Genomic DNA, 15891 nt, shown 5'->3' on the forward strand with positions numbered 1-15891 from the left:
AGTTCTGGGCGCTGCTCGGCCGGTTCTCCCCTGCTGTCTGGCTTCCACCCCCCTACCCCCTGTGGGGGTGGCGGCCCCCCGGACCCCCGCGAGCCGCGTCGCATCACCACCCATGAGGAGAAAGCCCGATGACCACCCACGCCCCCGGGGGCCCGGCCGCCGCACCGCCGGACCTGCCGGACGCGATCGCCGTGACCGGCCTCGCCTGCCGGTTCCCCGGAGCTCCCGACGCCGGGGCCTTCTGGGCCAACCTGGTCGCGGGCCGCGAGAGCGTCACCTTCCGGAGCCCCGAGGAGCTGGCGGCCCTGGGCGTCCCCGCCGAGCGGCTGGCCGACCCCCGGTTCGTCGGGGCGGGCGGCGTGCTGGAGGGCCTCGCGGAGTTCGACGCCGAGTACTTCGGCATCCCGCCCCGCGACGCCGAGCTGATGGACCCCCAGCACCGGCTGTTCCTGCAGTGCGCGGTCACCGCGCTGGAGGACGCCGGGCAGCTGACCGACGGCGTCGAGGGCGGCGTGGGCGTCTACGCCTCGGCCGGCTTCAACTCCTACCTGACGCACCACCTGCTGCCCAACGCGGCCCACCTGGCCGACCGGGCCGACGTCCAGTGGCTGGCCGCCGGGGACAAGGACTACCTCGCCACCCAGACCTCCTACCGGCTGGGCCTGACCGGCCCGAGCCTGAGCGTGCAGAGCGCCTGCTCCTCCGCCCTGCTCGCGGTCCACCTGGCCGCCGAGGCGCTGCTCAGCGGCGAGTGCGACGTGGCGCTGGCCGGCGCCGTCTCCGCCGGGATCGGCCAGGGACTCGGCTACCTGCACGCCGAGGGCGGGATCCTCTCCGCCGACGGGCACTGCCGCCCCTTCGACGCCGACGCGACCGGCACGGTCTTCGGCAGCGGCGTCGGCGTGGTGGTGCTGAAGCGGCTGGCCGACGCGGTCGCCGACGGCGACACCGTGCGGGCCGTGCTGCTCGGCTCGGCGGTCAACAACGACGGGAACCGCAAGGTCGGCTTCACCGCGCCGAGCCTGGACGGACAGGTCCGGGTCGTCTCGGCGGCCCAGTCCGTGGCCGGGGTCACGCCCGGCGAGGTCTCCTGCATCGAGGCGCACGGCACCGGCACCGCGCTCGGCGACCGGATCGAACTCGCCGCACTGGGCCGGGTGTTCGCGGACGCCCCGGACTCCCGACGGGTGCTCGGCGCGGTCAAGTCGAACGTCGGCCACCTGGACACCTGCGCTGGGATGGCCGGGCTGATCAAGACGGTGCTCGCGCTCCAGCACCGCACGCTGCTGCCGACCGTGCACTTCGAGAGCCCCAGCCCCGAGCTGGCCCCGGGCCTGTTCCGGGTGCTGACCGAGGCCGAGCCGTGGTCCGGCCGCGACGGCGCCCGGATCGCGGGCGTCAGCTCCTTCGGCATCGGCGGCACCAACGCCCACCTGATCCTCCAGGACGCGCCGCCGCTGCCCGCCGCGCCCGCCGCCGAGCCGGCGCAGTGGGAGCTGCTGCCGCTGTCCGCCCGCAGCGAGCGGGCGCTCGACCGGGCCGCCGAGCGGATCGGCGCGGCGCTGGCCGGCCCCGGTGCGCCCGACGCGGGCGATGCCGCGTTCACCCTCCAGACCAGGCGGCGCCAGCACCCGTGGCGGCGCGCCGTCCTGACCGGTCGTTCGGGCGAGGCGTCCCCCGCCGCCCAGGCCGTCCAGGCCGTCGCGACCGGTCCGAAGGTGGCCTTCCTCTACCCCGGGCAGGGGGCCGGCCACCCCGGCATGGCGGCCGAGCCGTACCACGCCGAGCCGCTCTTCCGCGCCGCGCTCGACCGCTGCCTGGACGCCCTGCGGCCGTGGACCACGGCGCCGCTGCGCGAGCTGCTGCTCGACCCGGCCCACCCGGACCTGTTCGACCGGACCGAGACCGCCCAACCGGCCCTGTTCGCGGTGGAGTACGCGCTCACCGCGTGGTGGACGGGGCTCGGCATCCGACCGGTCGCACTCGCCGGGCACAGCGTCGGCGAGTTCGCGGCCGCCTGCGCCGCCGGCGTCTTCGACCTGCCCGGCGCCGCCCGGCTGGTGGCCGAACGCGGCCGGCTGATGGGCACCATGGCGCCCGGCGCGATGCTCAGCGTCCCGCTGCCCGAGCCGGAGCTGCGCGCCCTGCTGGACGACCCGGCCGGGCCGGAGCTGGCCGCCGTCAACGCGCCCGACCGCTGCGTGGTGGCCGGCGCCCCCGAGGCGGTCGCGCGGCTCGCCGAACGGCTGGCCGCGCGCGGCGTGGCCGCCCGGCAGCTGGCCGTGCGGCACGCCTTCCACTCCCGGGACGCCGAACCGCTGCTGGAGGAGTTCGCCCGGCTGGTCGCCACCGTGCCCGTCCAGGCGCCCGCCGTGCCGCTCGTCTCCGGCCTGACCGGGCGTGAGCTCACCGCCGAGGAGGCCGCGTCGCCGCAGTACTGGGCGCGCCAGCTGCGGCACACCGTCCGCTTCGCCGACGCGCTCGCCGCGCTGCCGGGCGACGGCCCGCTGCTGGAGCTCGGCCCCGGCCGGGGCCTGAGCGGCTTCGCCGTACGGACCCTGGGCGCCGGGCGCCCCGCGCTGCCCGCCCTCGGCGGCGCCGCGCCCGCCCCGGACCAGCCGCCGGCCCGGCTCACCGCGCTGGCCCGACTGTGGGAGCGGGGCGCCGAGGTCGACTGGTCCGCCCTCGGCGAGCGGGCCGGGCGCCGGCACGTCTCGCTGCCGGGCTACCCGTTCGAGCCCACCCGGCACTGGTTCGAGCCCGCCGCCGCCGAGCCCACCGCCACCACCCTCCAAAGCCCCGCCGCCTCCGCGCAGGTTTCCGACGGTGCGAGCGGCGTGGACGACTGGCTGCACGTCGTGTCCTGGACGCAGGCGCTGCCGCCGTCCGGCACCGGCCCGCTCCCGTCGTCGGTGCTCCTGCTCGCCGACGAGTCCGGCCTCGCCGAGGCCGTCGCCGGAGAGCTCGCCGCCGCCGGCGCCCAGGTCAGCCTGGTCCGCGCCCGCGCCGGGGCGCCCACCGGGCTCACGCTCGACGCCCCCTTCACGCTCGACGCCGACGACCCCGCCGCCTTCCCCGCGCTGGCCGCCGCCCTGGCCGCGCGCGGCACCGCACCGGACGCCGTCCTCTCCTGCTGGGCCCTGGACACCCCGCCGCTGCACCGGGCCACCCCGGGCGAGGCGGCCGACGGCGCGCTGCGCGCCCTCACCGTCCCGGTCCAGCTGGCCCGGGCCCTGGGCGAGGCGTTCCCCGGCCGGCCGCTGCGGATGCTGCTGGTCACCGACGCCGCCCACGGGGTGCACGGGCAGCCCGCCCGCACCCCGCAGGCCGCCGCCGGGCTGGGCGCGGTGCGGGTGCTGCCGCAGGAGCTGCCCGGCGTCACCGTCCAGGCCCTCGACCTGGACTGCCCGACCCGGGAGCCCGAGGAACTGGCCCTGGCGGCGCAGACCGTGGTGGCGCAGCTGCGCGCCGGGCGCGCTGCGGCGCCGCTGACCGCCGTCCGCGGCCGGGCGCACCTGGTGCCGGCCCCGGAGCGTCCCGTCCTCACCGACCCGGCCGGGCCGCAGCCCGCCGCGCCGTCCGGCGTGTGGCTGGTCACCGGCGGCCTGGGCGGGATCGGTCTGGCCGTGGCCGGCCACCTCGCCGAGGACGCCGGCCGGACGCTCGTCCTGCTCACCCGCCGTGCCGTCCCCGACGGCGCCGGCTGGCGGAGCCTGCGCCCCGAGGGCGCGGCGCCCGCCGCGAGCTGCCCGCCGGAGCTGGCCGAGGCCCTCGCCGGGCTGACGGCGCACGGCGCCCGGCTCTGCCTCGTCCAGGCGGACGTCACCGACGAGGCCGCGCTCGGCGCCGCGCTCGACCGGGTCCGGGCCGCGTACGGCCCGATCGCCGGGGTGGTGCACGCCGCCGGGGTGCCCGGCGGCGGTGTCACCGCGCTGCGCAGCGCCGGGGAGATGGCGCGGGTGCTCGCCCCCAAGGTGCTCGGCACCGTCCTGCTGGAGCGGCTGACGGCCGTGGACCGGCCGGTGCTGGTGCTCTGCTCCTCGGTGCTGGCGGTCACCGGTGCGGTCGGCCAGGCCGACTACACCGGCGCCAACGCCTTCCTGGACAGCTTCGCCGCCGGCACCCGGGCCGCCGTGTCGATCGGCTGGGACCGCTGGTCGCAGACCGGCATGGCAGTGCGGTCCGGCCTGCACGACTGGCTCGACGGCGGCGAGGTGCTCGACCACGCCCTGTTCGACGCCCGCCGGGCGGAGCCGGACGGGACGGTGGAGCTGCGGCTGCGCCGCACCGACCAGAGCGTCTGGCCGGCCGAGGAGCACCGGATCGGCGACGTCCCGGTCCTGCCCGGCACCGCGCTGCTCGAACTCGCCGTCGCCGGGCACCGGTTGGCGGTCGGGGACGGGCCGGTCGAGCTGGACGCGGTCTTCACCCACCCGCTGCGGATGCCCGCCGACGCCCCGCCCGAGGTCACCCTGCGGCTGCGTCCGGCGCCCGACGGCGGGCACCTGTGGGAGGTCCGCTCCACCGCCGTGCCGTCCAGGCCGCACGCCCAGGGCCGGATCGCACCGTACGGGGGCGGCTCCCCCGAGCGCCTGGACCTCGACGGCCTCGCGGCCCGCTGCGCCCCGGTGCCGCAGGTCGCGGTGCCCTCCGCCGCCGGGGAGCAGCCCGGCGGCGCCAGCGGCCTGCGCACCGGGCCGCGCTGGGAGAGCGTCACCGAGGTCCGCGAGGACGGGCGCGGCGAGGCGATGCTGCGGCTGCGCCTGCCCGAGGCGTTCCACGGCGACCTGGCCGCGCACCCGCTGCACCCCGCGCTGCTGGACACCGCCACCGGCGCCGTCACCGCCCGCACCGGCAGCCACCTGCCGGTCGCCTACCGCCGCCTGGTGGTGCTCGGCCCGCTCGGCCCCGAAGCCGTGGTTCGGGTCGACCGCCGCTCCGGTGACGCCGGGGCGGGCGACACGCTGGTCGTCGACGTGGTCGTCGCCGGGCCGGACGGCACTGCGGCCGTGCTCGTCGAGGGCTTCGTGCTGCGCCCGGCCCCGGCCGCCCCCGGCCCGGGCTCTCCTGGCCCGGACGTTCCCGGCCCAGACGCGGAAGACGGCATCCCGACCCGGGAGGGCCTGCTGGCCTTCGACCGGATCCTGGCCAACCGTCACCTCCCGCACGTGCTGGTCAGCCCCCGCGCGACCGGGCCGGCCGCGCCCGTCCCGTCCGCATCGCAGGCCGCACCCTCCGCGCCGCAGGCCGCCCCGGCGACCGGCCCCGAGGGGCTGGAGGAGCAGATCTCCGCGGTCTGGTCCCGGCTGCTCGGCGTCCCCCGGATCGGCCCCGAGGACAGCATCTTCGAACTCGGCGGCGACTCCCTGCTGATCGTCCAGATCACCGCCGAACTCCAGCGGCAGGGCCTGACCGTCTCCCCCGGCGACCTCTTCGCCCACCCCACCGTCGGACAGCTCGCCGCCCGGCTGCGCGCGGACCGCGCGCCCGCCGCCGAGCCGGCGTCCGACACCCCCGCCCCGCCCACCGCTCCCACCGAGCCCGATCCGGCCCCCGCGAAGGGGTCGGGCGAGGCGTTCTCGGACGCGGACCTCAGCGCAGACGACCTGGCCCGGGTATTCGCCCTGTTCCGGTCAGGAGAGGACACCAAGTGAACGACATCGAGGACATCTACCCGCTCTCGCCGACCCAGGAGGGGATGCTCTTCCACAGCACCACCTCCCCCGAGCACGGCCTGTACGTCGAGCTGACCACCTTCCGGGTGCGCGGCGAACTGGACCTGGCCGAGCTGGGCGCCGCCTGGCAGCGCGCGATCGCCCGGCACCCGGTGCTGCGCACAGCCTTCGTCCGCGAGCGGATCCGCACCCCGCACCAGGTGGTGCTGCCCAAGGCGGACCTGCCGATCGAGTTCCGCGACCTGTCCGGGCTGGACGAGCCGGCCCGGGAGCGCGCCGTCGCCGAGGAGCTGGAGCAGCGCGCCCGCGAGCGCTTCGACCTGGCCCGGCCGCCGCTGATGCGGCTGCTGGTGCTGCGCCTGCCCGACGAGCACCTGGTGGTGTGGACGTACCACCACCTGCTGCTGGACGGCTGGTCCGCCGCGCTGCTGCTGGCCGAGGTCACCGCCGGACTGTCCGGTGACACCGCCGAGGCGCCCGCGCCGCCCGCCTTCCGCGAGTACATCGCCTGGCTGGGCCGTCAGGAGGCCGAGCGCGACCGCGCGTTCTGGACCGGCTACCTGGCGGGCTACCGCGAGCCGGCGACGCTGAGCCTGCCGGGCGTGCGCCCGGGCGCCAAGCCGTCCGGCGACTTCCGCACGGTGCGCGCCGAGCTGCCCGCCGAGACCGTCACCGCGCTGCGGCGGCTGGCCGCCGGCAAGGCCACCACGCTCAGCAGCCTGGTCGAGGCCGCCTGGGCGGGGACGGTCGCGCGCCACTCCGGCCGCGACGACGTGGTGGTCGGCGTGACCGTCTCGGGCCGCCCCGTCGACCTGGACCGGGCGGACCAGATGCTCGGGATGTTCATCAACACCGTCCCGGTGCGGGTGCGGATCGACCGGGAGCTGCCCGGCGACGACTGGCTCGCCCGCCACGCCACGACCCGCCACCCGCTACTGGACCACCAGCACACCCCGCTGACCGACATCCAGCGCTGGACCGAGACCGCGCCCGGCGTGCCGCTGTTCGACACCGTCGTGGTGGTCGAGAACTACCCGGACCGCACCGAGGCGGTACTCTCCCACGGCGCGGTCACGGTCAGCGACGTCCGCTACGAGACCCGGACCAACTACCCGGTCACCCTGGTCGTGCGGGCCGCCGCCGAGATGCAGCTCCAGGCGGTGGTGGACGCCGGGCGGATCACCCCGGAGGAGACCGCCGCGCTGCTCGACCACGTCGTCGCGGTGCTGACCCGCATCGCCGCGCAGCCCGGCCGCCCGGTCCGGGAGCTGCTGGCCGTCCCCGAGGCGGCCCGCGCCCGCCAGCTCGACACCTGGAACGGCAGCGAGATCGACCGCGGCGAGCCGTCGGCCCTGCTGTCCGGGCTGATCGACGACGCGGTCCGCAGCCGCCCGGACCACCCGGCGGTGGTCGACCAGCAGACCCGGTACAGCTACCGCGAGCTCGACCGGCGGGCCGACGCCCTGGCCCGGCAGCTGGCCGCGCGCGGCGTGCGCCCCGGCGACCGGGTGGGCGTCTGCCTGGGCCGCAGCGCCGACCTGGTGACCGCGATGCTGGCCGTCGCCCGGGCCGGCGCCGCGTTCGTCCCGCTCGACCCGGCCCACCCGGTGGAGCGGATCGGCCTCGTCCTGGCGGACGCGGCCCCGGCCGTGGTGCTCACCGACGCGACCGGCGCGCCCGCGCTGGCCGGCTGGGACGGCGCCGCCGTCGACCTGGCCTCCCTGGACCTGGCCGCCGCCGACCTGACGCTCCAGGAGACCGCCGACCTGCCGGGCGCCGCCCCGGACAGCCTCGCCTACCTGATGTTCACCTCCGGCTCCACCGGCCGCCCCAAGGGCGTCGCCGTCGGCCACCGGGCGCTGGCGAACCTGGTGGACAGCCTGGCCCGCCGCCACCCCGGCCTCGACGGCGACACCCGCTTCCTCGCCCTCACCACGCTCAGCTTCGACACCTCGCTGGCCGAGCTGCTGGTGCCGCTCGCCGTCGGCGCGACGGTGCACGTGGGCGGCCAGGCGCTCGGGCTGAGCGGCCGCGAACTCGACCGCTACAGCGTCGAGCACGGCATCACCGCGCTCCAGGCGACCCCGTCCCGCTACCGGGCGCTGCTGGACTCCGACTGGCAGGGCGCCGGCCGGCCCCGGCTCTACAGCTGCGGCGAGGCCTTCCCCGCGGACCTGGCGGCGCCGCTGGCCGAGCGCGGCGAGTCGGTGTGGAACATGTACGGGCCGACCGAGACCACCGTGTACTCCAGCGTCGAGCGGATCACCGCCGACACCACCCGGGTCACCGTCGGCCGCCCGATCGCCAACACCGTGCTGCACGTGCTGGACACCGTGGACGGCGAACTGCTGCCGGTCGGCTGCGTCGGCGAGCTGTGCATCGGCGGCGACGGCGTCGCCCAGGGCTACTGGCAGCGGCCCGAGCTGACGGCCGAGCGGTTCGTCACCGACCCGTTCACGGGCGGCCGGATGTACCGCACCGGCGACCACGCCCGCCGCCTGCCCGACGGGCGGATCGAACTGCTCGGCCGGATGGACCGCCAGCTCAAGCTGCGCGGCTACCGGATCGAGCCCGGCGAGATCGAGCAGGTCCTGCTGGCCCTGCCCGAGGTGGCGGCCGCCGCGGTCGCCGTCCGGGAGGGCCGCCTGGTCGCCTGGGTGGTGCCCGCCGACCGGGGCGCCCCGCTCGACGCCCCCGGCGTCCAGGCCGGGCTGCGGCGCTCGCTGCCCTCGTACATGGTCCCCGAGGCGGTCACCGTCCTCGCCGAACTGCCGCTCACCCCGGCCGGCAAGACCGACCTGCTCGCCCTGCCCACCCCGGCCGGGTTCGCCGACGAGGCCGCGCCGAGCGGCGGGCCGAGCGGCACGGCGGACCACGAGGCGCTGGTGGCCCGGCTGTTCCGCGAGGTCCTGGCCCTGCCCGAGGTCGGCTTGGACGACGACTTCTTCGAGCTGGGCGGCGACTCGCTGCGCGCCCTGCGACTGGTCTCCCGGCTGGAGGCGGAACTCGGCTGCTCGCTCGACATCGAGCTGCTCTTCGACTCCTCCACGGTCCGCGACCTCACCGCGGCCATCGGCCCGGCCCTGGCCGCCGACGCCGACGCCGACGCCGACGCTTCGGGCTCCGACACCCCGGGCTCCGACGCCTTGGCCGACGCCGACCAGTGAACCAACCGGCGTCCCGGCCGGCCCCGGCCGCCGGGACGCCCCTGCACCGACCACACCGATTGGACACAACCTCCATGGCTAGCTCTACGGCCACGATTCTCGACGACGGCGAACGACGGCTCGACACCCTGCTGCTCTCCCGCTGGGAGGCCGATCCGGCGCAGCCCGCCGTGGTCGACGGCGACCGGGTCCTGCTCGCGGGCGAGCTCAGGGACCGCACCGTGCGGGTCGCCTCGCTGCTGCGCGAGCGGGGGGTGCGCCCGGGCGAGCGGGTCGCGGTCTACCTGGAGCGCTCGGCCGACTTCGTGGTCGCCGTGGCCGGGGTGATCCTGGCCGGCGCCGCCCAGGTCGCCTTCGACGTCAACGACCCGGTCGCCCGCACCCTCGACATGCTGGCCGACTGCACGCCCCGGCTGCTGATCACCACCCCCGAACTGCGCTCCCGCTTCCCCGGGTTGCCGGGCACCGAGATCGTCACCGTCGACGAGTGCGCGGCGGCCCGCCCGGCCGTCCCGTTCGAGCCGGCGGCCGACCTCGCCGAGCAGCCCGCGGTCGTCATCTACACCTCCGGCTCCACCGGCCGGCCCAAGGCCTCGCTGATCCCGCACCGCGCGGTGACCACCCGCCTGCGGGCGCTCCAGCGCAGCCACGGACTCGGCCCGGACGACCGGATGCTGCACCACACCGCGTGCAGCTTCGACATGTTCCTGATCGAGGTGTACTGGCCGCTGATCACCGGCACCACCATCGTCATCGCCGCCCCCGGCCGCCAGCGCGACGCCGACTACCTCGCCGAGACCATCCGCGCAGCCGACATCACCATCTTCTACTGCGTGGTCTCGCTGCTGGAGCTGTTCCTGCTGGCCCGCGGGCCCGAGGAGCGCTTCGACGGCCTGCGGCGCGTCCTCACCGGCGGCGAGCCGCTCGCGCCCGAGCTGGTCCGCCGCTTCCACGCCCAGTCCACCGCGCCGCTCACCAACCTCTACGGGCCGAGCGAGTGCACCATCTACTGCACCGCCTGGGTGCCCCCGCGCGACCCCGGCCTGGACACCGTCTACATCGGCCCGGCCATCGAGGACACCACCCTGTGGATCCTCGACGAGGACGGCAAGCCCGTGCCGGACGGCGAGCCCGGCGAGCTCTACATCGGCGGCGAGGGCCTCGCCCTCGGCTACCTCAACCGGCCCGAGCTCACCGCGGAGCGCTTCGTCCCGGACCACCTCGGCGACGGCCCCGGCCCGCTCTACCGCTCGGGCGACCTGGTCCGTACCCACCCGGTGGGCGGCCTGGAGTTCCTGGGCCGGGTCGACCTCCAGGTGAAGATCCGCGGCTACCGGATCGAACTGGGCGAGATCGAGTCCGCGGCCCTGCGGGTGCCCGAGGTCCGGCAGGCGGCCGTGGTGGCCCACGGCCGCGGCAGCGACGCCCGGCTGGTCGGCTTCCTGGTGCTCGCACCCGGCGCCGAGCCCGCGAGCGTCACCGCCGCCGTGCGCGAGACGCTGCGCGGCGCCCTGCCCTCGTACATGGTCCCGGCGTCGCTGGCCGCCGTCGACTCGATGCCGCTGACCGCCAACGGCAAGCTGGACCGCGCCCTGCTGACCGAACGGGCCGGGGCCGTCCTGCCCACCGTCACCGACGAACCGCAAGCACCGCCCGGCGACAGCGTGGCCGCCACCGTCTCCACGGTCTGGTGCGAGGTCCTCGGGCTGCCCGCCATCGGCCCGGACGACGACTTCTTCGAGATCGGCGGGGACTCCTTCAAGGTGGTCCGCGCCACCCGCAGGCTGGAGACGCTGCTCGGCGTCGAGGTCCCGATGCACCTGATGTACGACGAGCCCACGGTGACGGCCTTCACCGCCGCCCTGGCCGAGCAGGGAACGGAGGGATCGCGGTGACTCCCCAGGTCGTCCGTTCCTTCGGCGAGCTCGACGCGATCGCCCGCGATCCGTCGGCCCCCGTCGTCACCCTGTTCAGCGGCGGGCTGGACAGCAGCTACCTGCTGCACCGCCTGGCCCGGGCCGGCGCCCGCAACGTCCACGCCGTCAGCGTCGACCTCGGCGAGGACGAGAGCAGCGAGCACAAGCAGCGGATCGCCGACCGGCTCGGCATCCGGCTGCACCTGGTCGACGGCCGACAGGAGTTCGCCGAGGACTACGTCCGCCCGGCCATCGCCGCACACGCCGTCTACCTCGACACCCACCCGGTCAGCTCCTCGCTCAGCCGCCCGCTGATCGCCAAGGTCGCCGTCGACACCGCCCGCGAACTCGGCGCCACCACCGTGCTGCACACCGCCAACCGCTCCCAGAACACCCTGCGCCGGCTCAACGGCGCCCTCGAACTGCTCGGCTTCGCCGGGCGCTACGGCAGCCCGTACGACCTGGACCCGGTGGACCGGGACCAGAAGATGCGCGAGCTCAAGGAAGCCGGCCTGGAGCAGCTGAGCGAGCGGCTGGTCAGCGGCGACTCCAACCTGTGGTGCCGGGAGTTCGAGTCCGGGATCCTCGACGACCCCGAGGACCACGCCGTGCCCGAGCGGCTCTACCAGTGGAGCGCGCTGCGCCCCGCCGAGGCCCCGGAGGCCGTCGAGGTCGCGTTCGAGGCCGGCCGTCCGGTCGCGGTGGACGGCCGGCGGCTGCCACTGACCGAGCTGATCGACACCCTCAACCACCTGGTCGGCGCGCACGGCCTCGGCCGGTACAGCGGGCTCGAACACCTGGGCCACGGCCCGAAGGTGCTGGAGATCCGCGAGATGCCCGCCGCCTGGCTGCTGCTGCGCTCGCGCCGCCACCTGGAGACGGCCACCCTCTCCGCCGAACTGCTGCGGGAGAAGCTGAACCAGGAGCAGCTGTGGGTCCGCGAGGCGCTGGAGGGCCGCTGGTTCGGCGAACTGCGCCGGGCCAGCCAGGCGTTCATCGAGGTCTGCTCGGCGCCCGTCACCGGCTCGGTGCGGTGGCGGCTCTCGGCGGGCTCGGCCGAGACCCGGGCCATCGTCGCCGACCGGCCGCTCTACCTGCGCGACCGGGAGGCCTGGGAGCACCGCTCCGTCGCCGCCGAGCGCGCGGCGTTCAGCCCGAACCAGCCGCAGGAGCGCTGACATGGGCGGCTCGAACCCGGCGCCCCCTTCGTCCCCGGCGTCCCTTTCTCCCCCGGTACTGCTGGTCGTCTACGGCCGGGGCTCGGCCACCGCGCGCGGGGTCCTGACCGCCGGGCGGCGGCTGTGCACGGCGGTCTTCCTCGGCGACCTCGGCGACCCGAAGGTGGCCGCCGACCTGGCCCAGCTGCCGAAGTCGGCCACCGTGGTGGACACGGCCGGCCTGACCGAGGAGCAACTGTGCGACCGGGCCGCCGAGTTCGGCGCCGCCGGAGTGATCACCTTCAGTGACCACCTGCTCCGGACGGCGGCCGCCGTGGCCGCGCGGTGCGGCCTGCCGTTCCACGACCGGGCCACCGTCGAGGTCCTGGTCGACAAGTTCCGCCAGCGCGAGGCCCTGGCGGCGGCGGGCGTACAGGCCACCGCCTGCCGGACGGTCCACTCCGCCGCCGACCTCGGCCCGGCCCTCGCCGCGACCGGGCTGCCCGCCGTCCTCAAGCCCCGCTCGGGGGCCGGCAGCGTGGACACCTGCCTGGTCCGCAGCGCCGCCGAACTGGCCGACCGGTACGCCGAGTTCACCGAGGGCGCGGCGAGCCCGGCGGTGTTCGTGCTGGAGGAGTACCTGGTCAGCGACCCCACCGTGGTGGGGGAGTTCTGGGGCGACTACGTCTCGGTCGAGTCCGCGATCCGCGACGGCGAGATCCGCACCGTCGCGGTCACCGGCAAGCTGCCACTGGCTCCCCCGTTCCGGGAGACCGGCTACTTCACCCCGGCCCTGCTCCCCGCCGGCCTGGCCGACGAGGTCGTGGCCCTGGAGCAGCGCGCGCTGCGGGCGCTCGGCATCCGCGAGGGCGTCACCCACACCGAGATCAAGTTCACCCCCGACGGGCCGCGGCTGATCGAGGTCAACGGCCGCCTGGGCGGGCACGTCTCGGACGTCCTCAAGCGCTCCGCCGGGACGGACCTGCTCGTCCTCGCCCTCCGGCTGGCACTCGGCGCGTTCGACCCGCCCGAGCCGGTGCTCGCCCTGGGCGCAGGCTGCCCGAAGGTGGCGTTCCAGTACTTCATCTCCCCGCCCGCCGACGGCCTCGTCCCCGGCCCCGCCGAGGTGCTCGACGGCCTCCAGCACCTCCCCGGGGTGGACCTGGTGGACGCCCGGATCGACCCGTCCTGGCGGGCCGACTGGCGGGCCGGCACCGAGTGGCTGATCGGCACGGTCTACGGCTCCGCCCCCGGACACCCCGAGCTCCGGGCCACCGTCGAGGGCATCCACCGCACGATGGCCGACTTCTGGTCCTGACGGTCCTGAGCCCCGGCCCCGGTATCTACCCTCCTCGTCCCACCCCACCGCACCCGCCCAACCTCGCACCCCTGGAGTCAACTTGCCGCGGCGCATACGCACAGCCACCCACGCGGCGGTGGCAGCCGTAGTCTCCGCCCTGGTCCTCGCGCTGCTCGCGCTGGGCATCGGGCCCATCCCGGCCCTCGGAACCGCCCTCGTCCCCGGGGCCGGGGCGTGGGACTCCGCCGCCGGCGCCGAACTCCCGCACACCGAGACCCTCACCCTGGCGGGCCTGAACGCGCCGGTCACGGTCGCCTTCGACGACAACGGCGTCCCCGCCGTCAAGGCCGCCTCCGACACCGACCTGTTCCAGGCCCAGGGCTACCTGCACGCCCGCTTCCGGCTCGCCCAGCTCGACCTGGAGCGGCGCGCCGGGCGCGGACGCCTGGCGGAACTCAACGGGCCCGGGAGCGTCGAGTCCGACCGCTTCGAACTCCAGATGGGACTCCTGCGCACCGCCGAGGCCACCTGGGCCGCCACCCCACCCGACAGCCCGGCCGGCCGCGCCCTCACCAGCTACACCCGGGGAATCAACGCCTGGATCTCCGAGCTGCGCCACAACGGGCAGTGGCCGGCGATCTTCTCCCTCACCGGGGTCTACCCGGCCGACTGGACCCCGGTCGACAGCCTGGTCATCCAGGAACTCCTCACCCAGAGCATGGACTTCACCAGCACCCCGCTGGACTACGCGATCTTCCGGGAGTCCCTCGGCGAGGAGCGCACCATGGACTGGTTCCCGGTCCACGCGCCCAACGACCAGCGGCCGTACGACGTCGGGCCGTACCGCGACCTCGGCATCGCGCCGCTGCCCGCGAACGTCAACACCGCCGGGCCCGACGGCCAAGCCGCCGCCAACCGGTCGGAGCCCCGCCCCGCGCCCGTCGCCCCCACCGGGAAGCCCGACCCCGCCGGGGAGGCGACCGCGGCCCACGCCCTGCTGGACACCATCCGCGCGCTCCCGGCCACCCAGGTCCACACCTTCCCGGACAGCAACGCCTGGGCGGCGAACGGCCCGGCCGTCGCCGGCGGCAACGCGATGCTCGCCGGCGACCCGCACCTGCCGATGACCCTGCCCTCGTACTGGTACCAGATCGCGCTGTCCTCGCCGGAGACCGACGTCACCGGCGCCAGCATGGCCGGCATGCCCGGCGTGCTGATCGGCCGCAACGCCAACATCTCCTGGTCCCTGACGGACGGGCAGAACCAGTCGACGGTCTTCTACAGCGAGCAGACCAGCCCCGACCACCCCGGCCAGTACTTCTGGAACAACGCGTGGCACCCGATGCAGCGGGTGGAGTACACCATCCCGGTCCGGGGCGGCGACACCGAACACCTCGCCGTGGACCTCACCGTGCACGGGCCGGTCCTGACCCGGGCCGGGCAGACCACCTCGGTCAGCTGGATGGGCAACATCCCCTCCCCCGACCTGGCCGTCCTGCTCTCCGTCAACAAGGCCCGCGACTACCAGGAGTTCCGCACCGCGCTCGCCGACTGGCACGCCCCCACGCTCAACTTCGCCTACGCCGACGGCGGCGGCAACATCGGCGTGGTCGCCGCCGGGTACTTCCCCCTCACCAAGGGCGGCAACCCCTGGTTCCCGATGCCCGGCACCGGCGAGTACGACGTGGTCGGCGCCATCCCCTTCGACGCCACCCCGCAGGTCCACAACCCGCCGAACCACGTGGTCGCGACGGCCAACCAGCGCCCCGTCACCGCCGACTACCCGTACTACATCGGCACCACGCTCAACGCCTTCGACAACGGCTACCGGGCCAACCGGATCTACCAGTACCTGGAGAGCCACCAGGCGATGACCAGCGCGGACTTCGCCACCCTGCAGAACGACGTCACGGACTACCTCGCCACCGTCATCCTGCCGCACCTGAAGACCGCCCTGGCCGACCAGAAGCTCGACCCCCGCCAACAGGCCGCCCTCGACGTCCTCAACCGCTGGGACCACACCATGAAACCCGGCGTCGCCGGCGGGCCGATCTGGTGGACCTTCTGGAACGACTACCTGGAGACCACCTTCCAGCCCTGGTGGGACCACGCCAAGGTGCCGGTCGAACGCGACCGCCTGTACCTCAAGGTCTCCAGCGCACTGCCCAGCCTCGACGAGAACCTCGAAGCCTGGACCCTGCACGACCCGACCAACCCGGCCTTCACCTCCCCCGGCGGCCCGACCCGCACCGCGACGGACGCCATGCGGACCGCGTTCACCCAGGCCGTCTCCGAACTGTCCCAGGACCTCGGCAACGACCCCGACACCTGGACCTGGGACCGCGTCCACACCCGGCAGATCCCCTCCCTCACCGGCGCCGAAGCCCTCGGCTACGGCCCCAAACCCGCCGAGGGCGACCGCTGGACGGTCAACGCGGCCGACGGCGGCATGAACTCCACCTTCGGCCCGAGCTGGCGCATGGTCGTCGACTGGAAGGGCCCGGACACCGCCACCGCGCAGGCCGTCTACCCCGGCGGCCAGAGCGAGAACCCGGCCTCACCCTGGTACCGGAACTTCATCCCCTACTGGTGGGAGGGCCGAAACCCGCCGCTCCTGATGGCCGCCGACCAACCCGCCTCCACCAAGGTGTGGACCCTGCGACCGGGAGCCTGACC

6 protein-coding genes are annotated in these 15891 nt (G+C 75.7%); all 6 read left to right on the forward strand.

Features of this window, described 5'->3' with window-relative positions; all coding sequences use genetic code 11:
- Positions 1 to 128 precede the first annotated feature (128 nt).
- The gene (locus tag ACFVX9_RS13060; RefSeq protein ID WP_387981613.1) at positions 129 to 5654 is read left to right on the forward strand and encodes an SDR family NAD(P)-dependent oxidoreductase; all 5526 of its coding nucleotides are present in this window, start codon (positions 129 to 131) and stop codon (positions 5652 to 5654) included.
- On the forward strand, positions 5651 to 8842 hold the full coding sequence (locus ACFVX9_RS13065) for an amino acid adenylation domain-containing protein (RefSeq protein WP_387981614.1): 3192 nt from the start codon (positions 5651 to 5653) through the stop codon (positions 8840 to 8842). The genes ACFVX9_RS13060 and ACFVX9_RS13065 overlap by 4 nt, the downstream gene beginning before the upstream one ends.
- Positions 8843 to 8916: 74 nt before the next feature.
- Positions 8917 to 10737 carry a non-ribosomal peptide synthetase gene (locus ACFVX9_RS13070; RefSeq protein ID WP_387981616.1) on the forward strand — a complete coding sequence of 607 codons (1821 nt, stop codon included), beginning with the start codon at positions 8917 to 8919 and terminating at the stop codon, positions 10735 to 10737.
- Positions 10734 to 11936 carry an argininosuccinate synthase-related protein gene (locus ACFVX9_RS13075; protein ID WP_363375589.1) on the forward strand — a complete coding sequence of 401 codons (1203 nt, stop codon included), beginning with the start codon at positions 10734 to 10736 and terminating at the stop codon, positions 11934 to 11936. Before ACFVX9_RS13070 ends, ACFVX9_RS13075 begins: the two co-directional genes overlap by 4 nt.
- A 1-nt stretch (position 11937) precedes the next feature.
- The gene (locus tag ACFVX9_RS13080; protein ID WP_380479023.1) at positions 11938 to 13233 is read left to right on the forward strand and encodes an acetyl-CoA carboxylase biotin carboxylase subunit family protein; all 1296 of its coding nucleotides are present in this window, start codon (positions 11938 to 11940) and stop codon (positions 13231 to 13233) included.
- Between the two features lie 118 nt (positions 13234 to 13351).
- On the forward strand, positions 13352 to 15889 hold the full coding sequence (locus ACFVX9_RS13085) for a penicillin acylase family protein (RefSeq protein WP_380479021.1): 2538 nt from the start codon (positions 13352 to 13354) through the stop codon (positions 15887 to 15889).
- Positions 15890 to 15891 lie beyond the last annotated feature (2 nt).

The sequence above is a fragment of the Kitasatospora sp. NPDC058243 genome (assembly GCF_042882025.1).
In the GTDB taxonomy this organism is placed as follows: domain Bacteria; phylum Actinomycetota; class Actinomycetes; order Streptomycetales; family Streptomycetaceae; genus Kitasatospora.